Origin of the sequence: Micromonospora sp. NPDC047465 (assembly GCF_040643125.1) — a bacterium.
GTDB lineage: Bacteria > Actinomycetota > Actinomycetes > Mycobacteriales > Micromonosporaceae > Micromonospora.
Genome location: NZ_JBEYTP010000022.1, coordinates 1 through 25,102, shown reverse-complemented (window position 1 = coordinate 25,102; position 25,102 = coordinate 1). Strand labels below are relative to the sequence as shown.

The following is a 25,102-nucleotide window of genomic DNA, read 5'->3' as shown; positions in this document are numbered from 1 at the left end:
GGCCGTCCGGTGCCGGTGCCGGCCGGGACCCGGCGCGCCGGACGGCGCGGGCTGAGCGGGCCGCCGGAGAGGCCGGTCAGGTACGGCCGACCGGGGTCAACGCCCGGCCACCCGGGCCGGCTCCCGGACCCCGGCTGACCGGGCCGCGTCGGCGATGAAGCGGCGGTACACCTGCTCGTAGCCGGCGGCCATCTGGGCGGTGGAGAAGTTCTGCGCCACGTGCGCGACGCAGTCCGCCGGGTCGAGGCCGGGCACGGCACGCAGCGCGTCGGGCAGGTCGTCCACGCCCTCGCAGATCAGGCCGGTCACCCCGGGCCGGACGAGTTCCGGCACGGCCCCCCGGTTCAGGGCCACCACCGGGGTGCCCGTCGCCATGGCCTCCACCATCACCATGCCGAACGGCTCCTCCCACTGGATCGGCATGATCAGGCACCGGGCCTCGACCAGCAGCCGCAGCGCCTCCGCCCGGTCGGCGTCGAGCACCACGTGGACGTCCTCGCCGAGCAGGGGCCGGACCGCCTCGTCGAAGTAGCGACGTTCGGGCGGCTCGTTGCACTTGCCGGCGAGCACCAGCGGCAGGCCGGCCACCCGGCACGCCCGGATGGCGACGTCGGGGCCCTTGTCGGGGCTGAACCGGGCCAGCCAGAGCACCGGGCCGTGGCTGGGCGCGGTCTTGTGCGGGATGCCCTGGACGTCCATCGCGTTGTGCACCGTGCCGACCCAGGGCAGTCGCGGGTTGAGCCGGCGCTGGGCGTGGGAGATGGCGACCAGCCCGACGCCCGGGTCGGTGTCGCTGAGCACGGCGCCGTACTCGCCCACGGGGTTGCCGTGCACGGTGGCCACGGTGGGGACCGCCCGGCGGCCGGCGACCAGCGGGCCGATCGTGGTGTGGTCGTGGACGACGTCGAAGTCGGCCGCGTCGACGAGGTGGTTGACCCGGGCCAGGTGGGCCAGCTCGGGCAGCGCCTCGCCGAGCCGCTCGTACTGCAGTTCCGGCACGGTGGAGACGAAGTCGGCGGGGGTGCCGTGCTCCTGGCCCGCCCCGAACACGGTCACCGCGTGTCCCCGTTCGGTCAACGCCTCCACCAGGCCGGTCACCACCTGTTCCAGCCCGCCGTAGCCGGGCGGGGGCATCGACAGCCACGGCGGCACCACCATCGCGATCCGCAACGGCCGTTCCGCCGCCCGGTCGGTCGGCAGGTGGTTCACGGCCACGAGTCCTCCCCGTCGGTCGGCGGTGCGGGTGGGCGGCCGGCGCCGGATGCGCTCCGGCCGGTCACCCCACACGGCGGGATCGATGGCGGTTTCCCGGTGACGGCACGGCTAAACCGGACAAGCCGGGCGTTCACCCGCCCACGAGGAGCCGGTCCCGCACCGCCCGCACTCCCGCGGCGGACCAGGCCAGCCGCTCCGCCTCGTCCCGTTCCCACCAGGAACGGACCACGCCCCCGAGGATCACCGTGTCCCCGTCCAGCTCGACGGTCACCCGTTCGGTGCCGATCCCCCGCAGCAGCGCCCGCTGCAGGTCGCGCCGGATCCGCTCGGCGTCCGGACGGGCGGCGGGGCGCACCTCGACCAGGTTCGTCACCCCGCGTACGCCGCGCAACCGGCGCACCTCCCGTTCGGCGGTACGCCGCTGCCAGCCGAACTCCACCTCGCCGCGCAGCATCACCCACCCGTTGGCCACCGTGACGTCCAGCAGCTCGGCGGGGACGAAGCTGTCCCACTCCAGCGCCCGGCTCACCGCGATCGCGATCTCGGCGTCCGTATGCCCCGCCTCGCCGGGCAGGCGCACCTCGATGTCGTCGGCGACCGCCCGCACCCCGCGCACGCGCTGCGCGCAGCGGTGCGCCGCCCACTTGCGGGCGGCGCCGTCCACCCAACCGGTCAGCGTGACCACGCCGTCGGCGACGGTCACCCCGATGTCGTTCGGCTGCACCTGGGCGTCCCAGGCCAGCTCGTCGAGCACGTCCCGTTGGATCCGATCGTCGGTCCGGACGGCCGCTGCCGTGGTCATCGCATCCCTCCGTACGCCTCGCCGGGTCTGCCACCGACGATGCCGGCCCGACGGGTGACGGCGGCTCACCCGCACCGGGCGAACCGCCGTCAGAGGAAGCGGCGGGTGACGGAGCCAACCCCCTTGGCCCCGCCACCCGCCGCCGGAGGGAGGAGGAAAGTCTCGGTTACGGGTTACGACGTCTCGGCGAGCGTCACGGTTGCCGTGGATTCGGCGCCGTTGCGCTTGTAGGTCACCGCCACCCGGTCGCCGACCTTGCCGGCCTGCACGGCGCCGACCAGGTCGTCCGAGTCGTTGACCGCCTTGTCGCCGAACCGGATGATCACGTCGCCGCGCTGGAGCCCGGCCTTCTCGGCGGCGCTGCCGGAGGTGACGGCGGCGACCAGCGCCCCACCGCCCTCGGCGGCCGTCACGCTGACCCCGAGCGACGGGTGGCTGACCTTCTCGCCCCGCTGGAGCTTGCCGGCCACGTCCTTGGCCTTGTTGCTGGGGATCGCGAAGCCGACGCCGATGTTGCCGGTGCTGCCCTGACCGGCGGTGGCGATCGCGGTGTTGATGCCGATCACCTCGCCCCGGGTGTTGACCAGCGCGCCACCGGAGTTGCCCGGGTTGATCGGCGCATCGGTCTGGAGCAGCCCGGCGATCGAGCTGGCGCCCTGGCCCGGCTCCTGCCGTTGCTCGCCGCTGCCGGCCTGGATGGTGCGGTCGCGGGCGCTGAGGATGCCGGCGGTGACCGAGCCCTGGAGGCCCAGCGGGCTGCCGAGGGCGAGCACCTGGTCGCCGACCTGCATCGCGTCGCTGTCGCCGAACGTGGCCGGCTTCAGGTCGCTGACGCCGGCGGCCTTCACCACCGCCAGGTCGGTCTTCGGGTCGGTGCCGACGATCCGGGCCTGGGCGGTCTTGCCGTCGGCGAAGACCACCCGGACGCTGTCCTGGCCGGCCGAGGCGACGACGTGGTTGTTGGTGAGCACGTAGCCGTCGGCGGTGAGGATCACGCCGGAGCCCTCGCCGCTGTCGGTGGCGATGGAGACGACGCTGGGCTGCACGGCGGCGGCGATCCGGGGCAGGTCGGCGCTGTTGATCACCGGCGCGGCGGAGTAGGTGCGGGTGGTCCCGGAGTCGCCGTCCACCGCGAGCGCGAGCGCCCCGCCGGCGACGCCCGAGCCGAGCATCAGGGCGAAGACCGCGACGCCGGCGCCGGCGAGCTTGGCGATCCGGCCGGGCCGGGGGCCGACCGCCGGCGCGGGGGCCCAGGGCGGCACCGGCTGGCCCGGGTGGTGCGGGTGCTGGCCGTAGTGTCCCGGCTGTCCCCCGCCGCTCCAGCCGGACTGCTGGCCGTACCACGGCGCGCCCGGGTACGGCGTGCCCTGCGGCTGGCCGGGCTGCCCGGCCGCGTGCGGCTGGCCGAGCTGACCGGCCGCGTGCGGCTGGCCACCGGGGGCCTGGGCGGACACGGGGTAGGGCGGGGCGGACGGGCCAGCCGTGGCGGGCGGGAACGGGCCCGCCGGGGTGGGCTGCCCGGCCGGGACGCCGGGGCCACGGGCCGGGTCCGGGGCGGCGACGCCCTCGGGGGCCCGGGCCTGCTCCGGAACGCGCGGGGCGGCGTCGCCCGCGAGCGGGGCGTCGACGGTCGGGCCCATCTCGGCGGTACGGACGGCGTCGCCGCCCGTCGCCGCCAGAGCGGCGGGTGCGGCCGGAGCGGCGGGTGCGGCGGGTGCAGCCGGCTCCGGGGCGGCGGTGTCGCCGGGGGCGGCCGGGGCGGGGTCGGGGCGGGAGTCGGACTGGGCGCGCTCGACGCGCGGCAGCTCGGCGGTGGGGTGCGACGGCTCGGCGTCGGTGGCGGCCGGCCGGCGCTGCGGGTCGGACTCGTACTCGGTCATGGATCCACCTTCGCTCGGACCACTGCGACCAGCCTGGAACCGGCCTGAATGTTGGCTGAAAGTCACTCGCCATCACCCTCGATGTCGGGCACGAGCGGCAGCCGGACCCGGAAGGTCGCGCCCCCGCCCGGGGTGTCGGCCACCTCGACGGTGCCGTGGTGCGCGCGCACCAACGCCGCCACGATGGCCAGGCCGAGCCCGGTGCCGGTGTTGCCGCCGGCCCGCCGGGTACGCGCCGCGTCCACCCGGTAGAAGCGCTCGAAGACCCGCTCCGCCTGGTCGGGGGTGAGCCCGGGGCCGGTGTCCGCCACCTCCACCACGGCCAGGTTGCCCGACTCGGCCCGCAGCCGCAGGGTCACCGAGGCGTCCGGCGGGGTGTGCGTGAGGGCGTTGGTCATCAGGTTGCCGATCACCTGACGGAGCCGGGCGTCGTCGCCGTAGACCACCAGCGGGCCGGACCCGGGCTCGATCTCCAGCTCCACCCGGCGCTCCGGCGCCACCACCCGGGCGGCCTCGACCGCGTCGCTGGCCAGCACGGGCAGCTCCACCGGGGCGAGGGCGAGCGGCCGTTCCCGGTCCAGCCGGGCCAGCAGCAGCAGGTCCTCCACCAGCAGCCCCATCCGGGCCGCCTCCTGCTCGATGCGGCGCAGCAGGTCGGCGGTCTGCTCCGGCGCGCTCGCCGCGCCCTGCCGGTACAGCTCGGCGAAGCCCCGGATGGTGGTCAGCGGCGTCCGCAGCTCGTGCGACGCGTCCGCGACGAACTGCCGCATCCGCTCCTCCGAGCGCCGGGCCCGCGCCTCGGACGCCCGCGCCGCGCCGGCCGCGTCCCGCGCCGCGGTCTCGGCGGCCCGGGCGGCGGTCTCCGAAGCGGCCCGGGCGGTGAAGGCGGCCTCGATCTGCGTCAGCATGGCGTTCAGCGCCCGGGAGAGCCGGCCCAGCTCCGAGGTCGGGACGAGTTGCCCCTCCTCCGGGTCGGGCACCCGCCGGGTGAGGTCACCGCCGGCGATGGCGGCGGCCGTACGCTCGATCTCCACCAGCGGCTTCAGGCTGGTCCGGACGATCGCCGCGCCGATCGAGGCGAGCAGGATCAGCACCGCCCCGCCGACCAGCAGGTCAATCCAGATCAGCTGTTTGACGGCCTGGTCGACGTCGGTGAGGTGCTGGCCGACGGCCAGGATCTCGCCGTCGTCCAACTGGGTGTAGAGCATCCGCCAGCGAGACCTGTGGTCCTGCGCGAGCACCGTGCGCGGCTCGCCGGTCAGCGCGGCGAACCCCTCGGTGGTGCTCGGTAGCCGCGGCAGCTGTTCCGGGCGGATGTTGCGGCTGTCGTACTCGGGCGACATCACCCCGGCCGGCTGGGCCAACGAGATGATGAAGTCGCTGGGCAGCGTGGTGGTGCTTTTCCGGCCTTCCTTGTACAGGTTCAGCACCGCGGCCACCGAGCCGGTGGTGCGGCTCAGTTCCTCGTCCACCTGCTCGATGAGGTAGCCCCGAAGGAAGACGGTGGTCAGCGAGCTGATCACCAGGAGGGCGGCGGCGACCAGGGTCAGGACCGCGGCGACCAGCTTCACCCGCAGCGGGACGCCGCGCAGCCATGCCTTCCCCTGGTGGACCGGGTTCACGCCGCCGGCTTGCGCAGCACGTACCCGACGCCCCGCAGGGTGTGGATCAGCCGGGGCTGAGTGTTGTCCACCTTGCGGCGCAGGTAGGAGATGTAGGACTCGACGATGTTGTCGTCGCCCCGGAAGTCGTAGTTCCACACGTGGTCGAGGATCTGCGCCTTCGACAGCACCCGGTTGGCGTTCAGCATCAGGTAGCGCAGCAGCTTGAACTCCGTCGGCGACAGCTGCACCCGCTGGCCGGCCCGGTGCACCTCGTGGGTCTCCTCGTCCAGCTCCAGGTCGGCGAAGGTCAGCCGGGAGGGCGCCTGCTCGCCGGTGCTGGTCCGCCGCAGCACCGCCCGGATCCGGGCGGTCAGCTCCTCCAGGCTGAACGGCTTGGTGACGTAGTCGTCCCCGCCCAGGGTCAGCCCGCGGATCTTGTCGTCGGTGGCGTCGCGCGCGGTGAGGAAGACCACGGGCGTGCGCGTACCGCCCTCGCGGAGCATCCGGATGACCTCGAAGCCGTCCAGGTCGGGCAGCATCACGTCGAGCACGACCAGGTCGGGCCGGTGGTCCTTGGCGGCGTGCAGGGCGGCGCTGCCGCTCGTCGCGGTGGCCACGTCGAAGCCCGCGAAGCGCAGGCTCGCGGAGAGCAGTTCGAGGATGTTGGGATCGTCCTCGACGACGAGCAGTCGCGCCTCGGTCTGGGTAGCGGCCATGCGCCCATCATCCGCGCTCTCGCTGCGTCCGCGCTGGGCACTTCCTGGAAAAAGCCTGTGAGCCGACCGCCGTGGTCAGCGCAGGAGCCGCCGCAGCCCGTCCAACGCGCCGTCGAGCAGCCGGATCGCCGTACGCAGCTGCGAGTCGGTGAGCCTGCGGGCCCGCACCAGGGCGCCCACCTCGACGGCGAAGGCCGCCAGCCGCTGGTCGAACTCGGCGAGCGGTGTCGTTTCCGGCCCTGCGGCGGGGCCGGGGGCGGGCGCCGGACCGGGCGCCGGGGGCGTCCAGCGGGCCCGTCGGGTCTGCCGCGCCGCCTCGCGCAGCTCCCGCTTCAGGTCGCGGACCGAGCCGCGTACCTCGTCGCGGATCTCCCCGGCCAGCGCGGACAGGTCCTCGACCGAGGCCGCGATGTCCGACTCCAGGGCGGCCAGCTCGCCGGCCCGCTGGCGCAGCTCGGCCCGGCCGGCCTCGGTGATCTCGTAGACCTTGCGGCCTCCGACGGCGGTGTGGGTGACGAGCCCGTCGGCCTCCATCCGTTGCAGCCGGGGGTAGATGGTGCCGGCGCTGGGCGCGTAGTGGCCGAGGAACCGCTCCTCCAGCAGGCGGATCAGCTCGTAGCCGTGCTTCGGGCCGTCGTCGAGGAGCTTGAGCAGGTAGAGCCGGAGCCGCCCGTGACTGAACACGGCGGTCACGGCAGCTCCTCTTCCTGGTCGTCCACCCGGCGGGCGAGCAGCGCGATGCTGCCCGAGGTGGCGGAAGCCCAGAGCTTACCCTCGCCCGCGCCGAGCACTCCCTCGCTGTCGACCACCGCCCCGGGGGCGGCGCTGCCCCGCACCTGGGCGAAGCCGCTGGTGATCCGGCCCGACGTGGTGTGCAGGCGCACGGCGAGGTCGCTGTCCTCGCGGACCCGGACGGTGATGCCGCCGGAGATCGTGCTGAGCCGGATGTCGCTGCGCCGGGGATTGTCCAGGTCGCAGGTGATGGCGCCGGAGACGGTGGCCGCGCGCACCTGCCCGGCCGCGCTGTCGGCGAGGGTCACCTCGCCCGAGATCGTCTCCAGGTCGAGGTCGCCGGACACGCCCAGCGCCTCGACCGGACCCGACGTGGTCTTCGCCGACGTCGGGCCGCGCAGCCCCATCAGCGTGATCCGCCCCGCCGTCACCTCCACCCGGGTCCGACCGCGCAGGCCCGACGCGACCAGCGAGCCCTCGACCAGTTCGAGGTCGGCCAGCACGTCGGCGGGGACCGCGACGGAGACGTCGACGCGGGCCAGCCGGGACAGCGGCCCCACCCACCAGACGAACTCCGACCACCGCCGGCGCCGCTGCTGGCGTACGGAGAGCCGACCGTCCCGGTGCTCGACCAGGACCGGCCGGCGACCGACCCGGGTGACGTCGACCCGGGCCGGGCCGTCGGTGGCCACCACGTTGAGGCGGCCGCTGAGCAGGTGGACGTCCAGCCGGGTGACCGGCCCGTCCAGGGTGAGCCGCTGCGGGGCGTCCACGGTCCAGCCGGTCATCGGTCCTCCCTCCGGTGACGCGCCGGCCCGGCGCGTCCCACGACAGGACAGTAACGCGATACATCGCGATAGGACAAGGGTGCCGCTGGACGGCGAACGGTCGCCGTCCGGGGGTCAGGCGGCCAGGTCGAGCCTCCGCTCCGGTCCGGCCGGCCCGGCGGGCGGCCCCGGTTCCGACGGCGCGGCGAGCGGCGGGAACGGCACCGGCGCGGCGACCGGCGGGAACGGTGCCGGCGCGGGGACCTGCGCGGACAGCGCCGGCACGGCGACCGGCGCGGACAGCGCCGGCACGGACAGCGCCGGCGAGGCGACCTGCGCGGACAGCGCCGGCGCGCCCGGGGCCGCCGACCCGGCCGGCGGCGGCACGAGGTGCACGGCCGACTCGGCCGTCCGGGCGAGCAGTCGACGGTCGGCGTCCCGCGCGGGGTGCAGCGCGGCGGAGACGGTCACCCGGACCTCCAGGTCGCGGGCGGCGAGCACCCGACCCAGCGAGCGGAACAGGTTGTCGTCGCCGACGAAGGCCGCGGTCGTGGTCGGCACGCCGGTCGCCGCGCACGCGTAGCCGATCCGTAGCGGCACCACCGGCGCCCCGGCGTCGATCGCCGCCTGGAACAGGGCCGGGCGGAACCCCCGGCCGGGGCGGCAGCCGACCGCGCCGGCCCCGCACCACGTCGTACCCTCCGGGAAGACCGCCACCGGGCGGCCGGCGCGCAGCACGGCGGCGACCCGGGCCACCGTCACCGGCAGGTCGCGCGGCCGGGCCCGGTCGACCAGGACGGCGCCGGACGCGGTCGCGAGCAGTCCGATCAACGGCCAGGACCGCACCTCCCGCTTGGCCACCATCCGGGCCGGCTCGACGGCCAGCAGCGCCAGCACGTCCAGCCAGGAGACGTGGTTGGCAACCAGCAACGCCGGCCGCCGCGGCGCCCGGCCGCGCACCACCAGGCGTACGCCGAGGGCGCGCAGCGTCCCCCGGGCCCAGCCACGCACGGCCACGGCCCGCTCCCCCGCCGGCAGCACCGGCAGCAGCGCGGCCAGCACCGTGCCCGCCAGCAGCATCCCGAGCACCGCCAGCAGCCGGGCCACCCGCCGGGTCGCCGGCGCGGCACCGGCCGCGCCGGCGACCGGGAGGCAGGCCGGCCCGCAGCCCGACGCGGGCAGCCAGAGAGGTGCCGCACTCACCGCTCGGCCCCGCCCAGGAAGTGCCGCAGGTAGCGGGGGTTCATCCGGTCCAGGGAGAAGAGCACGTAGAAGTCGGCCACCCCGAAGTCCGGGTCGTACGCGGGTTCCCCGCAGACCCAGGCGCCGAGGCGCAGGTAGCCGCGCAGCAGCGGCGGCAGCACGGCCCGCCCCGCCGGACCGTCGGCCGGCCCGGTCGTCGCGCCCGGCTCGGCGAACCAGGGGCGGCGTGGACGCACCCGCAGCGGCGGCGGGGCCAGGTGCCGGGCCCGGACCTCGTCCCACACGGCGGCGGCGGCCCGGCCCCCGTCGGCCACCGGCACCGACGCGCAGCCGCCGAGCCAGCGCGACCCGCGCAGGTGCAGGTAGCGGGTGATGCCGGCCCACATCAGGTTGATCACGGCGCCGGAGCGGTGGCCGGGGTGCACGCAGGAGCGGCCGGCCTCGACCAACTGCTCCCGGAGCGGGTCCAGCGCCGCGAGGTCGAACTCGGTCTCGGCGTACCGGCGGTCGGTGCGGTCCGGCGGGAGGAGCCGGTACGTGCCGACGACCTCGCCCGTGCTCTCCTGCCGGACGATCAGGTGGTCGCAGTACGGGTCGAGCTCGTCGACGTCGCGCCCGGCGGAGTCGGGGCGGAGGGTGGCGCCGAGCTCGGTGGCGAACACCTCGTGACGGAGGCGTTGCGCGGCCGCGACCTCGCTCGGGTCGTCGGCGATCAGCAGGGTGTATCCGCTGGTCGTCAGGGGTGCGCCAGCGGCGTGCAGAACGGCCATGGCACCTGTGTAGGCGGCTCGGGTTGCCGGGCGTTGGGGTGAGGAGTGTCGATGAGGTGAACGGCGGTCGGCGACCCGTGGCGGGGCCGGCCGGCGGGCGTGCGAGGCTGCCGGGGGCGGGCCGGCGACGGGGCCGGACGCCGCGCCGCGGGAGGTGTCTGATGATCATCGAGTCGCGCCACAACGGGCCGCCCGGCTCGGGCAACGGCGGTTGGAGCGCCGGGGTCTTCGCCGCCGCGTCCGGCGCCCCGGGGCCGGTCGAGGTGACGCTGCGCCGCCCGCCCCCGCTGGAGACCCTGCTCACTCTCGTCGACGGGGAGGTCCGCGACCCGGAGGGCCTGGTCGTCGCCCAGGTCCGCCCCACGGAGGATCCCCGCGCGGTCGTGCCGCCGGTGGACCTACCGGCCGCGCGGGCCGCGTCGGCGGCGTACCCCGGACTGGTGGACCACCCCTTCCCGGGCTGCTACGTCTGCGGCCCGGACCGCCCCGACGGCCTGCGGATCTTCCCCGGCCGGCTGCCGGACGGCCGGACCGCCGCGCCGTTCCGCGCGCCGGGGTCGGTCACTCCCGCCACGGTCTGGGCGGCGCTGGACTGCCCCGGCGGCTGGGCCGTCATCGCGCCCGGCCGGCCGTACGTCCTCGGCCGCATCGCGGCGGTGGTCGCGGCGCTGCCCGAGCCGGGCGACGAGTGCGTGGTGACCGGCGCGATGGTCGACGGCGAGGGCCGCAAGGCGCTGGTGCACACCAGCCTGTACGCCCCCGACGGCACCCTCCTGGCCTGGGCCCGGGCGACCTGGATCGCCGTGGCGGGGGCCGGCGGGTAGTCGTTCCTGGGGAGGAGGGCCTCCTGCCTGAGGCGGAGGTGGATCTACGGAGCGCGCCTGATTGACCTCGTTGCGCCCGCCCGCCACGCTGTGTCACGGCGTACCCCGACGCCCCCGCACGAAGGAGAGCAATGACTGACGGGCAGCGAAGCCCCACGAGTGACGGTCAGATCGTCGTGTCCGGCCTGACGAAGCAGTACAAGAACGTCCGGGCCGTGAACAATCTGTCCTTCACGGTCGAGCCGGGGCGGGTGACCGGGTTCCTCGGCCCCAACGGCGCCGGCAAGACCACCACCCTGCGCATGCTGCTGAACCTGGTCACCCCGACCGGCGGACAGGCGACCATCAGCGGCCGCCGGTACGTCGACCTGACCGACCCGCTGCGGCACGTCGGCGCGGTGCTGGAGGCGTCCAGCGCGCACAAGGGCCGCACCGGTATCAACCACCTGCGGGTGCTCTGCGCGGCGGCGGGGCTGCCGAAGCAGCGGGCCGACGAGGCGCTGGCGCTGGTCGGGCTCACGCCGGCGGCGAAGCGCAAGTTCAAGGGCTACTCGCTCGGCATGAAGCAGCGGCTCGGCATCGCCGCCGCCATGCTCGGCGACCCCCGGGTGCTGATCCTCGACGAGCCGGCCAACGGCCTGGACCCGGAGGGCATCCGGTGGATGCGCGGGTTCCTCAAGAACCTCGCGCACGAGGGCCGCACCGTGCTGGTCTCCAGCCACCTGCTGTCCGAGATGCAGCTGCTCGCCGACGACGTGGTGATCATCGCCGCCGGCCAGCTCGTCCGGCAGGGCACGGTCGAGCACGTGATCGGGTCGATGGCGCAGGGCGTCCGGGTGCGGGTGCGTACCCCGCAGGCCGACGCGCTGACCGTGGCGCTGAAGGACGGCCCGGCCACCGTCGACGTCGACGAGCACGGCACCCTGCTGGTGGGCGGGGTGGACGCCCCGACCGTGGGCCGGGTCGCCCTGGCCGCCGGCGTCGAACTACACGAACTGACCACGGAACGGCCTGACCTGGAACGGGTCTTCCTGGAGCTGACGGCCGGAAAGGCGGGCATCCGATGAACCTCGTCCGATCCGAGCTGCTCAAGATCCGCACCACCAGCACGTGGTGGTGGCTGGCCATCGGCGCGTTCCTGTCGATCGCGCTGGCGTTCGCGTTCAACGCCTGGGTCGCCGACGAGACGCTGAGCGGCAAGGGCGAGAGCCTGGGCGTCACCGGCGACATGGCGTCCGCGGCGGCGCAGGCCGCCAACCTCTACACCTCCGGGCAGTACCTGGGCCTGATGTTCGTGATGCTGATCGGCATCCTGATGGTCACCAACGAGTTCTTCCACCAGACGGCGACCACGACGTTCCTGTCCACGCCGCGCCGCACGTCGGTGATCCTCAGCAAGCTCGTCGCGGCGAGCCTGCTGGGCTTCGGGTTCTGGCTGGTGACCACCGTGATCGACCTGGCCGCCGGGGCGATCTTCCTGTCGATCAACGACTACGGCACCCTGCTCGACGAGTGGGCCGTGCAGCGGGCGCTGCTGCTCAACCTGCTGGCGTACGCGATCTGGACGGTCCTCGGCGTGGGGATCGGCACGCTGATCACCAACCAGCTCGGCGCGGTGATCACCGCCGCGGTGCTCTACCTGGTCGGCACGCAGGTGGTGGGGCTGCTGTTCATGCTGCTGGCGAACGTGCTGGAGAACCAGGCCGTGGCCAAGTGGCAGGTGATCTGGCCGGCCGTCGCCTCGACCGTCATGGTCAGCGAGGGCCAGACGGACTTCACCCCCGAGTGGTGGGTCGGCGCGCTCGTGCTGATCGGCTACGCGGTGGTCAGCGGGGTGGTCGGCGTCGCGATCACCCGCCGTCGCGACATCTCCTGACGGGTTCGGACGACGGGGGGCGGGGGTGGTGCCGGGCACCGCCCCCGCCCCCCGTCGTACCGGGCGCCGGCGGCCCGACGGGCCTTACCAGCAGTCGGCGGAACACGCAGCGTTTGGCCAACTTCTGGCATCTTCTGTGAAACGGACCACGCGGCGGAGGCGGAAATGCCTGCGGCATCCGCACGGCGTAGCCTGGGAGCCGTCTCGTGGGCGCTCGCAGACAGGGCGGCACGGGGACACCGCGTGACACACAAACCCGCGTGAAAGAGGCGATTACCGGCCGTGTCGACCCAGCAGACTTCGCAGGAGAACCCACTGGCGGGTTTCGGTCCGAACGAGTGGATCGTCGAGGAGATGTACCAGCGCTACCTCGCCGACCCCACCAGCGTCGATTCGGCCTGGCACGACTTCTTCGCGGACTACCGTCCGGCGCCCGGCGCCGGCACGCCCCGCGCTGAACAGCAGCCCCCGAAGCCGGCCGCCGCGCCGGAGCCCGCCGGGCAGCAGGAGGCGACCACCTCGGTCGCGCAGCCGGCCGCCGCCAAGCCGGCGGAGAAGAAGCCGGAGGCCAAGCCGGAGAAGCCGGCCGCCAAGGCCGCCCCGGCCAAGCCGGCGCCCGCGAAGGCCGCCCCGGCCAAGCCCGCGCCGACCAAGCCGACCGCCGCCGGCCCGCAGACCACGCCGCTGCGCGGCGTGGCGGCGAAGATCGTCCAGAACATGGACGCCTCGCTCGCCGTGCCGACCGCCACCAGCGTGCGCGCCGTCCCGGCCAAGCTGCTGGTCGACAACCGCATCGTGATCAACAATCACCTCACCCGTGGGCGCGGCGGCAAGGTCAGCTTCACCCACCTCATCGGGTACGCGATGGTCCGGGCGCTGGTCGCCCACCCGGAGATGAACAACTCCTTCGCCGAGGTCGACGGCAAGCCGGTCATGGTCCGGCCCGAGCACGTCAACCTGGGCATCGCGATCGACCTGGTCAAGCCGGACGGCAGCCGCAACCTGGTGGTCCCGTCCATCAATGCCTGCGAGCAGATGGACTTCCGGCAGTTCTGGCAGGCGTACGAGGACGTGGTCCGGCGCGCCCGCCGCAACGAGCTGACCATGGAGGACTACTCCGGCACCACGATCTCGCTGACCAACCCCGGCGGCATCGGCACCGTGCACTCGATGCCGCGGCTCATGCAGGGGCAGAGCGCGATCATCGGCGTCGGCGCGATGGAGTACCCGGCCCCCTACCAGGGCATGTCCGAGGCCACCCTGGCCGAGCTGGCGGTCAGCAAGGTCATCACCCTGACCAGCACGTACGACCACCGGATCATCCAGGGCGCGCAGTCCGGCGAGTTCCTCAAGGTCATGCACGAGCTGCTGCTGGGCGAGCACGGCTTCTACGACCAGATCTTCACCTCGCTGCGCATCCCGTACGAGCCGGTGCGCTGGATGCGCGACGTCGCGGTCAACAGCGAGGGCCAGATCAACAAGACGGCCCGGGTGCACGAGCTGATCCACGCCTACCGGGTGCGCGGGCACCTGATGGCCGACACCGACCCGCTCGAGTTCAAGATCCGCAAGCACCCGGACCTGGACGTCCTCCAGCACGGGCTGACCCTGTGGGACCTGGACCGCGAGTTCCCGGTCAACGGCTTCGCCGGCAAGCAGCGGATGAAGCTGCGCGACATCCTCGGCGTGCTGCGCGACTCGTACTGCCGCCGGGTCGGCATCGAGTACATGCACATCCAGGACCCGGAGGAGCGGCGCTGGATCCAGGAGCGGATCGAGCGCAAGTACGAGAAGCCGTCCCCGGACGAGCAGAAGCACGTGCTCAACCGGCTCAACGCCGCCGAGGCGTTCGAGACCTTCCTGCAGACCAAGTACGTCGGGCAGAAGCGCTTCTCGCTGGAGGGCGGCGAGTCGCTGATCCCGCTGCTCGGCGAGGTGCTGGAGGCGTCCGCCGAGGGCGGGCTGGACGAGGTCGTCATCGGCATGGCCCACCGCGGCCGGCTCAACGTGCTGGCGAACATCGTCGGCAAGCCGTACGAGAAGATCTTCTCGGAGTTCGAGGGGCACCTGGACCCGCGCTCCACGCAGGGCTCCGGCGACGTGAAGTACCACCTGGGTCAGAACGGCAAGTTCACCACGCCGGACGGCGACCACGCGGTCAAGGTCTCGGTGGTGGCGAACCCGTCGCACCTGGAGGCCGTCGACCCGGTGCTGGAGGGCATCGTCCGGGCCAAGCAGGACCGGATAGACCTCAAGCTGGAGGGCTACACCGTGCTGCCGCTCGCGGTGCACGGCGACGCCGCCTTCGCCGGCCAGGGCGTGGTGGCGGAGACGCTCAACCTCTCCCAGCTGCGCGGCTACCGCACCGGCGGCACCGTGCACGTGGTGGTCAACAACCAGGTCGGCTTCACCACCGCCCCGGAGTACAGCCGCTCCAGCCTCTACAGCACCGACGTCGCCCGGATGATCCAGGCGCCGATCTTCCACGTCAACGGCGACGACCCCGAGGCCGTGGTCCGGGTCGCCCGGCTGGCCTTCGAGTACCGGCAGGCGTTCAACAAGGACGTCGTCATCGACATGGTCTGCTACCGCCGGCGCGGGCACAACGAGGGCGACGACCCGTCGATGTCCAACCCGCAGATGTACAAGATCATCGACTCGAAGCGGTCCGTCCGGAAGCTCTACACCGAGGAGCTGATCGGGCGCGGCGACATCACCGTGGAGGATGCGGAGGAGCTGCTGCGCGACTACCAGTCGCAGCTGGAGCGGGTCTTCAAGGCCACCCGCGACGCGGCCACCATGCCGCGCCAGCTCAGCCGCCCCAAGCGGGAGGACGAGCCGGAGCCGCAGGTGGAGACCGCCACCGACGCCGCCGTCGTCAAGGCCATCGGCGAGGCGCACGTCAACCTGCCGGAGGGCTTCACCCCGCACAAGCGGATCCAGCAGCTGCTCGACCGGCGGGCCAAGATGTCCGTCGAGGGCAACATCGACTGGGGCTTCGGCGAGATCATCGCGTTCGGCTCGCTGCTGCACGACGGGGTCACCGTCCGGCTCGCCGGTCAGGACTCCCGCCGGGGCACCTTCGTGCAGCGGCACGCCGCCGTGGTCGACGCCGTGACCGGCGAGGACCACCTGCCCCTGCAGTCGCTGACCGGCGACGGCGAGCGGTCCCGGTTCTTCGTGCACGACTCCCTGCTCAGCGAGTACGCGGCGATGGGCTTCGAGTACGGCTACTCGGTGGAGAACATCAACGCGCTGGTCTGCTGGGAGGCGCAGTTCGGCGACTTCGTCAACGGCGCCCAGTCGGTGATCGACGAGTTCGTCTCCTCCGGCGAGGTGAAGTGGGGGCAGCGCTCCGCGGTCACCCTGCTGCTGCCGCACGGCCACGAGGGCCAGGGCCCGGACCACACCTCCGGCCGCCCGGAGCGGTTCCTGCAGATGTGCGCCGAGGACAACATGCGGGTGGCCATCCCGACCACCCCGGCGAACTACTTCCACCTGCTGCGGCGCCAGGCGCTCTCGCCGAAGCGCAAGCCGCTGGTGGTGTTCACGCCGAAGTCGCTGCTGCGGCACAAGCTCTGCGTCTCCTCCGTCGAGGAGTTCACCACCGGCACCTTCCAGCCGGTGCTGCGCGACCCGGGCGCCCCGGCGCCGGAGGCGGTGAAGCGGGTGCTGCTCTGCTCGGGCAAGGTCTACTACGACCTGTTCCAGGCCCGGCAGGAGCGCGGCATCACCGACACCGCGATCATCCGGCTGGAGCAGCTCTACCCGATGCCGGTGGAGGAGATCCGGGCCGCGCTGGCGGCGTACCCGAACGCCGAGGACTACGCCTGGGTGCAGGAGGAGCCGGCCAACCAGGGCGCCTGGTCGTTCGTCGCGCTCAACCTGCTGGAGCACCTGGCCGACGTCCGGCTGCGCCGCATCTCCCGCCCGGCCGCGGCCGCCCCGGCCGTCGGCTCGGCGAAGATGCACGACGTCGAGCAGACCGCGCTGATCGAGGCGGCTCTCCCCCGCCCGTGACCTGAGCACCGCACCGACAACCGGGGCAGGGACCGTCGCGCTGACGGTCCCTGCCCCGTCGGCGTCCCGGCCGGCGTCCGTCCCGGGACGATCCGAACGCCCATCGACAGCAGACTGACAAGCGAGGAACGGACAGCATGTACTTCACGGACCGTGGGATCGAGGAACTGGTGCAGCGGCGGGGCGAGGAGTCCGTCAGCGTCGAGTGGCTCGGCGAGCGCCTCCGCGACTTCGTCGACCTGAACCCCGAGTTCGAGACGCCGATCGAGCGCTTCGCCACCTGGCTGGCGCGCCTCGACGACGAAGACGACGAGTAACCCGACCGTCCACCTCGCGTTGATCGTGAGGTTGTTGTCGCGACACGCCGAGGAGGGCGACAACAACTTCATGATCAACGGCCCGGGCGGGTGGGTCCAAGGTCCCGGGCGGACGGCTACACGATCTTCTAGGGTGGGTGCGTGGCCCGGAGTGTGTACCTGACCAGCGTGGGATCCGGCGGGGGCAAGTCGACCGTCGCGCTCGGGCTGGCGGAGCTGTTGTCCCGGCAGGTCGAGCGGATCGGCGCGTTCCGGCCGCTGGTCGGCGGGCACGGCCCCGACCCGATCCTCGCCCTGCTCAGCGACCGGTACCGGATCGGGTTGCCGCTGGCCGACCTGAGCGGCACCACGTACGCCGAGGCCACCGCGCTGGTCGCCGACGGGCGGCGGGAGGAACTGATCGCCGGCATCGTCACGCGCTACCGGGAGGTCGAGCGGCGCTGCCCGGCGGTGGTCGTGGTGGGCAGCGACTTCGCCGACGGCGGCGACGGCGCCGGGCCCCGCGAGTTGGCCTTCAACGCCCGGCTGGCCACCGAGTTCGGCAGCGTGGTGGTGCCCGTGGTCGACGGTTTCGGGCAGGAGCCGGCGGCGATCGCGGCGGCGGCGCGCGGGGCGTACCACGATCTGGAGGATCTCGGGGCGACGGTGCTGGCGGTCGTCGCCAACCGGGTGCCCGGCCCGATGGCCCTGCCGGACCTGCCGGTCCCCGCGTACGCCATCCCGGAGGTGCCGACCGTGTCGGCGCCGACGGTGGCCGAGGTGGCGACGGCGCTCGGCGCCACGCTGCTGGCCGGGGACGACGACGCGCTCGGCCGCGACGTGCTCGACTACGTGGTCGGCGCGGCGCACGTGCCGACGCTGCTGGACCACCTGACCGAGGGCGCCCTGGTGATCACCCCCGGGGACCGGGCGGACCTGCTGGTGGCGGCGAGCGCGGCGCACGTGGCCGGGCAGGTCTCGATCGCCGGGGTGGTGCTCACCCTCGGCGAGCAGCCGGACCCGCGCGCGATGCGGCTGGTGGAGGGGCTGAGCACCGGGCTCGCGGTGCTCTCCGTGCCCAGCGACAGCTACGACACGGTGGCCGCGTCCAGCCGGATCGAGGGCCGCCCCAGCGCGGCCAACCCGCGCAAGGTGGAGGCCGCACTCGGCGCGTTCGAGCGCTGCGTCGACACCGACGACCTGGCCCGCCGGCTGCGGGTCAGCCGCTCCGGGCGGGTCACCCCGCTGATGTTCGAGAACGACCTGATCGACCGGGCCCGGGCCCGGCGCCGGCACCTCGTGCTGCCCGAGGGGGCGGAGGAGCGGATCCTGCGGGCGACGGAGATCCTGCTGCGCCGGGGCGTCGCCGACATCACCCTGCTCGGGCGCCCCGACGACGTCGTGCGGCGGACCCGCGAGCTGGGCATCGACATCACCGGCGCACGGGTGGTCGACCCGGTCACCAGCGAGTGGCGCGACGAGTTCGCCGTCGAGTACGCGAAGCTGCGCGCCCACCGGGGGGTCACCGCCGAACTGGCGCACGACATCGTCGCCCAGCCGAACTACTTCGGCACCCTGATGGTGCAGACCGGGCACGCCGACGGGATGGTCTCCGGGGCGACCCACACCACCGCCGCCACGATCCGGCCGGCCTTCGAGATCATCCGTACGGTGCCGGGGGTCTCGGTCGCCTCCAGCGTCTTCTTCATGCTGCTGGCCGACCGGGTGCTGGTCTACGGCGACTGCGCGGTCAACCCCGACCCGGACGCCGCCCAGCTCGCCGACATCGCCATCTCCTCGGCGGACACCGCCGCCCGGTTCGGCATCGAGCCGCGGGTCGCCATGCTCTCCTACTCCACCGGCAGCTCCGGGGCGGGCGCCGACGTGGAGAAGGTCGTGGCGGCCACGGAACTGGTCCGGGAGCGCCGCCCCGACCTGCTGGTCGAGGGGCCGATCCAGTACGACGCGGCGATCGACCCGGCGGTCGCGGCGACGAAGCTGCCCGGCAGCACGGTCGCCGGCCGGGCCACGGTCTTCGTCTTCCCCGACCTGAACACGGGCAACAACACGTACAAGGCGGTGCAGCGTTCCGCCGGTGCGGTGGCCGTCGGGCCGGTGATGCAGGGCCTGCGCCGGCCGGTGAACGACCTGTCCCGGGGAGCCACCGTGCCGGACATCGTGAACACCGTGGCGATCACCGCCATCCAGGCCGCGGCCGAGGAGTCGTCATGAGCGAGCGAATCAGCAGGCTCAGTGCGGCGGTGCCTCATGGCGGCACGCAGCGAAGCGGAGTGTCGTCATGAGCGAGCGGAGCGAGCGAATCAGCAGGCTCAGTGCGGCGGTGCCTCATGGCGGCACGCAGCGAAGCGGAGTGTCGTCATGAGCGCCCGGGTCGGCCCGGCCGCCGGAAGGAGGCGCCCGTGAGCCGGGTGCTCGTGCTCAACTGCGGATCGTCGTCGGTGAAGTTCCGGCTCTTCGACGGCGAGCGGGTGCTCGACAGGGGCACCGTGGAGCGGGTCGGCGAGCCGGGCGGCGGCCCGGCCGACCACGAGACCGCCGTCCGGGAGATCCTCGCCGGGCTCGACCTGGCCGGGCTGGCCGCCGTCGGGCACCGGGTGGTCCACGGCGGCAAGAGGTTCGGCGAGCCCGTCCTGCTCGACGACGCGGTGCTCGCCGCGATCCGCGACCTGATCCCGCTCGCGCCGTTGCACAACCCCGCCAACCTGACCGGCATCGAGGTCGCCCTGGCCGCGCTGCCGGACGTGCCGCAGGTCGCCGTCTTCGACACCGCGTTCCACACGACGCTGCCCGAGGCCGCCGCGACCTACGCGGTCGAGCGGGCCACCGCCGAGCGGTACGGCATCCGGCGGTACGGGTTCCACGGCACCTCGCACGCGTACGTGTCCCGGCGCGCCGCCGAGCTGCTCGGCCGCCCGTACGCGGAGGTGAACACGATCACCCTGCACCTGGGCAACGGGGCCAGCGCCTGCGCGGTCGCCGGCGGCCGGAGCGTGGCCACCTCGATGGGGATGTCCCCGCTGGAGGGCCTGGTGATGGGTACCCGCAGCGGCGACCTCGACCCGACCGTCATCTTCCACCTGCGCCGGGAGGGCGGGCTCTCCGTCGACGAGATCGACGACCTGCTCAACCACCGCAGCGGCCTGCTCGGGCTGACCGGCGCCAACGACATGCGCGAGGTCCTCCGGCGCCGGGCGGACGGCGATCCGGCGGCCACGCTCGCCTTCGACGTCTACTGCCGGCGGATCACCGGCTACGTCGGGGCGTACTACGCGCTGCTCGGGCGGGTGGACGCGATCGCCTTCACCGCCGGGGTCGGCGAGCACGCCGCGCCGGTGCGCGCCGCCGCGCTGGCCGGCCTGGACCGGCTCGGCATCGCGGTGGACCCGGAGCGCAACGCCGGCAGTGGCGACCGGGTCATCTCCCCCGAGGGTGCCGAGGTGACGGTCTGCGTCCTCGGCACCGACGAGGAGCGCGAGATCGCCCTCCAGACGCGGGCCGTGGTCGGCGCCGCCGGCTGACCCGGGCCCGGGCGTCAGCTCAGGGCGAGCCAGGCGAGGAGAGCGACCAGCACGACGGCGGCCACCGCCGCGCCCACCAGCAGCGGCGTGCGGGAGGCGGCGGCCGGCGCCTCCGGCTCGGCGGTGTTGGCGAAGGCGCGGAACGCCGCGGTGTTGCCGCTCGGGTCGGTGTGGTTCTCAGGCATGCCGGTGACCCTAGCCAAGTCGCTACCGCCCCGTAGTCCGCCACGCGCCGCCCGACCGAGGTCGGGCCGGCCGGTGGACGGGATCCGCCCGGCCGACGGGAGTGTCCGGCCGGACGGTGGGGACGGTCCGGACGACCCGGCACCTACCGTGGAACGGTGGGGGTGAAGCGGCTGGTCGCCGTGCTGATGACGGCGCTGCTGGCGGGCTGCGCGCCGGCCACCGCCGCGCCCGGGAGCGGCGCGCCGCCGGCCCGTCCGGCCCCCGAGACGACGTACGCCGTCGGGGTGCGGACGTTCACCGTCGACCCCACCTCGACTCGGCCGCTCCCGGTGACCGTCTGGTACCCGGTGGACGGGGACGCGGTGGCGGCGGGCCGGTTCCCGGTGGTGGTCTACAGCCACGGGCTGCACAGCCTCCCCGAGCTGCACGCCGGGCTGACCACGCGCTGGGCCGCCGCCGGCTTCGTGGTGGCCGCCCCGGCCTACCCGCACACCCGGCGCGGGACGCCCCGGTTCAGCCGCGCCGACGTACGCCACCAGCCGGCCGACGGCTGGCGGCTCGTCCGGCACCTGGTGCGGCTCGACGCCCGGCGCGGTGACCCGCTCGCCGGGCACCTCGACGTCACCCGGTTCGCCGCCGCCGGCCACTCGGCGGGCGGCTTCACCACGGCGGGGATGTTCACCTCCGGACGGTCGGGGCGGCTGCGGGCCGGCATCGTGATCGCCGGCGGCGGCATGGCGGGCAGTTTCGCCGGCCCGGCGGCGCCGCTGCTGTTCGTGCACGGCACGGCCGACCCGATCGTGCCGGCGTCGGTCGGCCGGGCCGCGTACGACCGCACGACCGGCCCGGCCGCCTTCCTGAGCCTGCTCGGGCAGGGCCACGGCGAGTACCTGACCCCGGGGCGGCCCGGCTTCGACCAGGTCCTCGCCACCACCACGGACTTCCTCCGCTGGACCCTCTACGGCGACCCGGACGCCGGCCGGCGCCTGCCCGGCGGCGCCCGCCTTCCGGGCGTGACGGCGTTCGAGACCCGCTCCGCCCGCTGACCGCCGCACCGGCCGCCCTGGACGCCCCCCCGGTACGGGTAACGCTCTGGTGCGGCGAGGGCCGCCGGGCTACGGTGCCGCCGTGGACGGTCTGACGGGGCGACAACTCGACGGCATCGCCGAGCTGGCCGGGCTGGCGTCGGCGGCCGGCGTCGAGGTGTGGCTGCGGGGCGGCTGGGCGATGGACTTCCACCTGGGCGAGGTGACCCGGCCGCACGTCGACGTCGACTGGTACTGCTGGCGTGCCGACGCGGAGCGGCTGGCCGGCCTGCTGCGGGCGCACGGCTGGCGGCCAGACCCGAGGGTGCCGGTCCACCTGCAGCTCGACCTGATCCGCGACGACGTCGAGGTGAGCGTCGCGTACCTGGCGCGGGACGCGGCCGGCCGGGTGGTGGTGGGCGCCGGCCCGTGGGCGGGCAGCCCGCTGCCCGACGGCATGCTGACCGGTCCGCCCGGCCGGATCGGCCCGCTGGCCGTCCCGGTGATCTCGGTGGCCGCCCAGATCGAGTTCAAGGAGATGTTTCCCGTCTGGATGCCGGGGCGCCCCCGCCGGCCCAAGGACGCCGCCGATCTGGCGCGCCTCCGCGCCGCCGTCGCCGACGCCCCGCCCATGACCGGTTGACGCCCGGGCGACCGGCGACCCGGGCGAGCGGGCACGCCTCGGCGGCCGAGCAACCGGCGGCGGCGCCGCGGCGCGGTCCGGGTCGTTCGGTGCCACGACGACGTGCCGCTCCACCCGGTTCGGTCGCGCGTCCGGCACCCGAGTGGGACGAGCCGGCACGAGCCGGTCACGCGGCCCGTGCGCTGCGTCGATCCCGGGCGGGGCTGGTGGCGCGGCGAGGCACAATCGGAGCCATGTCGCGTCGCGCCACCCCCGCCCTGCTCGCCACGGCACTGCTCGCCGCCGGTCTGGTCGGCTGCTCCGCCGACGCCGGTCCGGTCGCCCGCCCGGCCGCTCCCGTCGAATCGCCGAAGGCGAGCACCCCGGCGCCGCTGGTGCCCGCCGGCACCGCCCCCGAGAAGGCGTTCGCCGTCGGCGTACGACAGCTCGAGCTGAACCGCGACGGGGACCGGCCGCTGCCGGTGACCGTCTGGTACCCCGCGTCCGGAAAGGCCGGCGGGGAGCCGGAGCGCTCGGCGGCGGCCGCCCGGGGGAGGTTTCCCGTCGTCATGTTCAGCCACGGCCTGAACGGGCGGCCGGCCGACTACGAGACGCTGCTGACCCGCTGGGCGGCGGCCGGGTTCGTGGTGGCCGCCCCGACCTTCCCGCACACCGCGCGGGGCGGCGACGGCAACGTGCTCGACGTGCTCAACCAGCCCGCCGACGTGTCGTACGCGCTCACCCAGGTGCTCGCCCTCGACGGCCGCAGCGGCGACCCGCTGCGCGGTCGGCTGGCCACCGACCGGGTGGCCGCGGCCGGGCACTCGGCCGGCGGGGTGACCACGATCGGCCTCTTCACCGCCGGCCGCGACGAGCGGCTGGACGCCGGCGTGGTCTTCGCCGGCACCGCGCTCGGTGTCGGCACCGCCTTCGCGGGCGCCGCCGCGCCGCAGCTCTTCGTGCACGGCGAGGCCGACGAGGTGGTCGAGTACGCCGCCGGCAAGGCCGCCTACGACAAGGTGCCCTGGCCGAAGGCCATGCTGAGCCTGCCGAAGGGCGACCACGGCCGGGCCCTGCTCAGCGACGGCGACGCCCTGCGGGTGGTCTCGGACACCACGGTCGAGTTCCTGCGCTGGTCCCTCTACGGCGACGAGGCCGCCAAGCGCCGCATCCCCGCCGACGCCGCCCGCCACGACATCGCCACCCTCGACAACCGCCTCTGAGCGGCCGCGCCCCGCCTGACGGCGAGCGGGCGCGGCCGCCGGGGGCCGTCAGGCGGTGTGGTCGACGACGACCTTGCCGAAGACGTCGCCGGAGTGCAGGCGGGCGAAGGCGTCGGCGACCCGGCTGAACGGGACGACCGTGTCCACCACCGGGCGCACCCCCCGCTCGGCGCAGAACGCGAGCAGGGCGGACAGCTCGTCAGGGGTGCCCATCGAGGTGCCCAGGATCTCCAGCTGCATGGCGAAGACCCGGCGCAGGTTGACCTTCGGCTCGTGCCCGGCGGTCGCGCCGGAGACCACGATCCGGGCCATCGGCGCGGCGGACTTCAGCGAGTGGTCGAAGGTGGCCGCCCCGACCGTCTCGATCACCACGTCGACCCGCTCGGGCAGCCGAGCGCCGGGCTCGACGGCGGTGGCGCCCAGCTCGGCGATCCGCTCCCGCTTGGCGGCGTCGCGGCTGGTCGCGTACACCCGCTTGCCCATCGCCGCGGCGAGCGCGACGGCCGCGGTCGCCACGCCGCCCCCGGCGCCCTGGACCAGCACGGCGTCGGCGTCGTCGACCCGGCCCACGGTGGTCAGCATCCGCCACGCGGTCAGCCAGGCGGTCGGCAGGCAGGCCGCGTCCGTCGCCGCCAGGCCCGCCGGCAGCGGCACCAGGTTGGACCGGGGCACGGCGACCCGCTCGGCCAGCGTGCCGGGGAAGTGCTCGGAGAGGATGGAGACGCCGCGCGGGTCGCCCGGGGTGGCGACCACCGGGTAGACGACGACCTCGTTGCCGTCCGGGTCCACGCCCACGGCGTCGCAGCCGAGGATCATCGGCAGCTGCTCCGCGCGCAGCCCCACGCCGCGCAGCGACCACAGGTCGTGGTGGTTGAGGGAGCTGGCCCGCACCTGCACGGTCACCCAGTCGTCGGCCGGGTGGGCGGGCTCGGGCTGCTCGCCGACGGTGAGCGCGGCGAGCGGGTTGGCGTCGTCGAGACGGGAGGCGAAGGCGGCACGCATGATCGGCACGGTAACAAGCCGAGCGGCCGACAAGAAGGCTTCCTCCTGGGCCGAGGTGTGCGGAGGGGCCCGTCCGTGTCGCCCGGGCGACAGGGAAGGCCCCCTCCGCCGTTCAGCGGGTGACGCCGTCGCGGCGGGCGGCCTCGGCGACCGCCTCGGCCACCGCGGGGGCGACCCGGGGGTCGAGCGGGGACGGGACGATCGCCTCGGCGGTGAGCGACTCGGCCACGACGCCCGCGATGGCGTCGGCGGCGGCCACCTTCATGCCGTCGGTGATGCGGGTGGCCCGGGCGTCCAACGCGCCCCGGAACACGCCTGGGAACGCCAGCACGTTGTTGATCTGGTTCGGGTAGTCGCTGCGGCCGGTGGCGACGACGGCCACGTGCCGGGCGGCCACCTCGGGGTGCACCTCGGGCGTCGGGTTGGCCAGCGCGAAGACGATGCCCCCCGCCGCCATGCCGGCCACCGCCTGCTCCGGGATCTGCCCGCCGGAGACGCCGATCAGCACGTCCGCGCCGCGCAGCGCCTCGGCGATGTCGCCCTCGCGGCCGTCGGCGTTCGTCATCGCGGCCAGCTCGGCCTTCGTGTCGGTCAGCCCGGACCGGTGCCGGCCGATGATGCCCTTGGAGTCGCAGACCACCACCTGGTCCGGGTCCACGCCGCCGGCGACCAGCATCTTCGTCACCGCCACCCCGGCGGCGCCGGCGCCGCTGACCGCCACCCGCAGGTCGCCGAGCTTGCGGTTGAGCAGCGTGGCGGCGTTGCGCAGCGCGGCGAGCACGACGATCGCGGTGCCGTGC

The 25,102-nt window shown here is 74.5% G+C and carries 21 protein-coding genes and 1 pseudogene; 10 read left to right on the top strand and 12 right to left on the bottom strand.

The window, feature by feature from the left end:
• Positions 1-96: 96 nt before the first annotated feature.
• The 9 genes and pseudogenes from ABZ793_RS20295 to ABZ793_RS20255 form a co-directional block, all read right to left on the bottom strand.
• Positions 97-1,158, bottom strand: a complete 1,062-nt coding sequence (locus tag ABZ793_RS20295; protein ID WP_357459587.1) for a glycosyltransferase family 4 protein — start codon at positions 1,156-1,158, stop codon at positions 97-99.
• A gap of 187 nt (positions 1,159-1,345) precedes the next feature.
• Positions 1,346-2,017 carry a BON domain-containing protein gene (locus tag ABZ793_RS20290; protein ID WP_357459394.1) on the bottom strand — a complete coding sequence of 224 codons (672 nt, stop codon included), beginning with the start codon at positions 2,015-2,017 and terminating at the stop codon, positions 1,346-1,348.
• Positions 2,018-2,190: 173 nt separating this feature from the next.
• Entirely contained in the window at positions 2,191-3,897 is a 1,707-nt protein-coding gene (locus ABZ793_RS20285) for a trypsin-like peptidase domain-containing protein (protein WP_357459391.1), read from the bottom strand.
• A 62-nt stretch (positions 3,898-3,959) separates the two neighbouring features.
• Complete coding sequence (locus ABZ793_RS20280; RefSeq protein WP_357459388.1) at positions 3,960-5,519, bottom strand: HAMP domain-containing sensor histidine kinase; 1,560 nt, start codon at positions 5,517-5,519, stop codon at positions 3,960-3,962.
• Entirely contained in the window at positions 5,516-6,217 is a 702-nt protein-coding gene (locus tag ABZ793_RS20275; RefSeq protein WP_091103329.1) for a response regulator transcription factor, read from the bottom strand. The genes ABZ793_RS20280 and ABZ793_RS20275 overlap by 4 nt, the downstream gene beginning before the upstream one ends.
• A 75-nt stretch (positions 6,218-6,292) precedes the next feature.
• Positions 6,293-6,910 (bottom strand): PadR family transcriptional regulator, encoded by a 618-nt coding sequence (locus ABZ793_RS20270; protein WP_357459385.1) that lies wholly within the window; start codon positions 6,908-6,910, stop codon positions 6,293-6,295.
• On the bottom strand, positions 6,907-7,737 hold the full coding sequence (locus ABZ793_RS20265; protein WP_357459383.1) for a DUF4097 family beta strand repeat-containing protein: 831 nt from the start codon (positions 7,735-7,737) through the stop codon (positions 6,907-6,909). Before ABZ793_RS20265 ends, ABZ793_RS20270 begins: the two co-directional genes overlap by 4 nt.
• Before the next feature lie 360 nt (positions 7,738-8,097).
• A pseudogene (locus tag ABZ793_RS20260) lies at positions 8,098-8,919 on the bottom strand (lysophospholipid acyltransferase family protein); the annotation flags it as partial.
• The gene (locus ABZ793_RS20255; protein ID WP_357459381.1) at positions 8,916-9,689 is read right to left on the bottom strand and encodes a GNAT family N-acyltransferase; all 774 of its coding nucleotides are present in this window, start codon (positions 9,687-9,689) and stop codon (positions 8,916-8,918) included. The gene ABZ793_RS20255 and the pseudogene ABZ793_RS20260, both read right to left, overlap by 4 nt.
• 161 nt (positions 9,690-9,850) lie before the next feature.
• Between ABZ793_RS20255 and ABZ793_RS20250 the strand changes: the two genes are divergently transcribed.
• The 7 genes from ABZ793_RS20250 to ABZ793_RS20220 all read left to right on the top strand — a co-directional run bounded on the left by ABZ793_RS20250 (position 9,851) and on the right by ABZ793_RS20220 (position 20,244).
• The gene (locus ABZ793_RS20250; RefSeq protein ID WP_357459379.1) at positions 9,851-10,513 is read left to right on the top strand and encodes a hypothetical protein; all 663 of its coding nucleotides are present in this window, start codon (positions 9,851-9,853) and stop codon (positions 10,511-10,513) included.
• 131 nt (positions 10,514-10,644) lie between these two features.
• Positions 10,645-11,580 carry an ABC transporter ATP-binding protein gene (locus ABZ793_RS20245; RefSeq protein ID WP_357459376.1) on the top strand — a complete coding sequence of 312 codons (936 nt, stop codon included), beginning with the start codon at positions 10,645-10,647 and terminating at the stop codon, positions 11,578-11,580.
• Positions 11,577-12,389, top strand: a complete 813-nt coding sequence (locus ABZ793_RS20240) for an ABC transporter permease (protein WP_357459374.1) — start codon at positions 11,577-11,579, stop codon at positions 12,387-12,389. Before ABZ793_RS20245 ends, ABZ793_RS20240 begins: the two co-directional genes overlap by 4 nt.
• Positions 12,390-12,671: 282 nt before the next feature.
• Complete coding sequence (locus ABZ793_RS20235) at positions 12,672-16,409, top strand: multifunctional oxoglutarate decarboxylase/oxoglutarate dehydrogenase thiamine pyrophosphate-binding subunit/dihydrolipoyllysine-residue succinyltransferase subunit (RefSeq protein WP_357459371.1); 3,738 nt, start codon at positions 12,672-12,674, stop codon at positions 16,407-16,409.
• A gap of 137 nt (positions 16,410-16,546) precedes the next feature.
• On the top strand, positions 16,547-16,726 hold the full coding sequence (locus ABZ793_RS20230; protein ID WP_350680287.1) for a DUF6104 family protein: 180 nt from the start codon (positions 16,547-16,549) through the stop codon (positions 16,724-16,726).
• Positions 16,727-16,867: 141 nt separating this feature from the next.
• Entirely contained in the window at positions 16,868-18,937 is a 2,070-nt protein-coding gene (gene pta / locus ABZ793_RS20225) for a phosphate acetyltransferase (protein ID WP_357459368.1), read from the top strand.
• A 188-nt stretch (positions 18,938-19,125) separates the two neighbouring features.
• Positions 19,126-20,244 carry an acetate kinase gene (locus tag ABZ793_RS20220; protein WP_357459365.1) on the top strand — a complete coding sequence of 373 codons (1,119 nt, stop codon included), beginning with the start codon at positions 19,126-19,128 and terminating at the stop codon, positions 20,242-20,244.
• 14 nt (positions 20,245-20,258) lie between these two features.
• On the opposite strand, the gene ABZ793_RS20215 is transcribed toward ABZ793_RS20220, so the two are convergent.
• Positions 20,259-20,429 carry a hypothetical protein gene (locus ABZ793_RS20215; RefSeq protein WP_357459362.1) on the bottom strand — a complete coding sequence of 57 codons (171 nt, stop codon included), beginning with the start codon at positions 20,427-20,429 and terminating at the stop codon, positions 20,259-20,261.
• Between the two features lie 156 nt (positions 20,430-20,585).
• On the opposite strand from ABZ793_RS20215, the gene ABZ793_RS20210 reads away from it, so the two are divergent.
• From ABZ793_RS20210 to ABZ793_RS20200, 3 genes are all read left to right on the top strand, one after another.
• Positions 20,586-21,476, top strand: a complete 891-nt coding sequence (locus ABZ793_RS20210) for an alpha/beta hydrolase (RefSeq protein ID WP_357459359.1) — start codon at positions 20,586-20,588, stop codon at positions 21,474-21,476.
• An 82-nt stretch (positions 21,477-21,558) separates the two neighbouring features.
• A complete protein-coding gene (locus ABZ793_RS20205; protein WP_357459356.1) occupies positions 21,559-22,098 on the top strand; it encodes an aminoglycoside adenylyltransferase in 540 nt (179 codons plus the stop codon).
• 233 nt (positions 22,099-22,331) lie between these two features.
• Positions 22,332-23,300 carry a chlorophyllase gene (locus tag ABZ793_RS20200; protein ID WP_357459354.1) on the top strand — a complete coding sequence of 323 codons (969 nt, stop codon included), beginning with the start codon at positions 22,332-22,334 and terminating at the stop codon, positions 23,298-23,300.
• A 48-nt stretch (positions 23,301-23,348) separates the two neighbouring features.
• Here the strand turns inward: ABZ793_RS20200 and ABZ793_RS20195 are convergent, their stop codons facing one another.
• Together ABZ793_RS20195 and ABZ793_RS20190 are read right to left on the bottom strand one after the other, a co-directional pair.
• Positions 23,349-24,311: a zinc-binding dehydrogenase gene (locus tag ABZ793_RS20195; protein WP_357459352.1), complete on the bottom strand. Its 963-nt coding sequence runs from the start codon at positions 24,309-24,311 to the stop codon at positions 23,349-23,351.
• Between the two features lie 103 nt (positions 24,312-24,414).
• On the bottom strand, positions 24,415-25,102 hold a 688-nt coding region (locus ABZ793_RS20190), incomplete at its 5' end, for an NAD-dependent malic enzyme (RefSeq protein ID WP_357459349.1).

Bases quoted from the DNA above. Each gene is read 5' to 3' on its own strand.
- ABZ793_RS20265 (WP_357459383.1), bottom strand. From the start codon at position 7,737: ATGACCGGCTGGACCGTGGACGCCCCGCAGCGGCTCACCCTGGACGGG.
- ABZ793_RS20250 (WP_357459379.1), top strand. From the start codon at position 9,851: ATGATCATCGAGTCGCGCCACAACGGGCCGCCCGGCTCGGGCAACGGC.
- ABZ793_RS20230 (WP_350680287.1), top strand. From the start codon at position 16,547: ATGTACTTCACGGACCGTGGGATCGAGGAACTGGTGCAGCGGCGGGGC.
- ABZ793_RS20215 (WP_357459362.1), bottom strand. From the start codon at position 20,429: ATGCCTGAGAACCACACCGACCCGAGCGGCAACACCGCGGCGTTCCGC.
- ABZ793_RS20290 (WP_357459394.1), bottom strand. From the start codon at position 2,017: ATGACCACGGCAGCGGCCGTCCGGACCGACGATCGGATCCAACGGGAC.
- ABZ793_RS20295 (WP_357459587.1), bottom strand. From the start codon at position 1,158: ATGGTGGTGCCGCCGTGGCTGTCGATGCCCCCGCCCGGCTACGGCGGG.
- ABZ793_RS20285 (WP_357459391.1), bottom strand. From the start codon at position 3,897: ATGACCGAGTACGAGTCCGACCCGCAGCGCCGGCCGGCCGCCACCGAC.
- ABZ793_RS20200 (WP_357459354.1), top strand. From the start codon at position 22,332: ATGTCGCGTCGCGCCACCCCCGCCCTGCTCGCCACGGCACTGCTCGCC.
- ABZ793_RS20245 (WP_357459376.1), top strand. From the start codon at position 10,645: ATGACTGACGGGCAGCGAAGCCCCACGAGTGACGGTCAGATCGTCGTG.
- ABZ793_RS20240 (WP_357459374.1), top strand. From the start codon at position 11,577: ATGAACCTCGTCCGATCCGAGCTGCTCAAGATCCGCACCACCAGCACG.
- ABZ793_RS20275 (WP_091103329.1), bottom strand. From the start codon at position 6,217: ATGGCCGCTACCCAGACCGAGGCGCGACTGCTCGTCGTCGAGGACGAT.
- ABZ793_RS20255 (WP_357459381.1), bottom strand. From the start codon at position 9,689: ATGGCCGTTCTGCACGCCGCTGGCGCACCCCTGACGACCAGCGGATAC.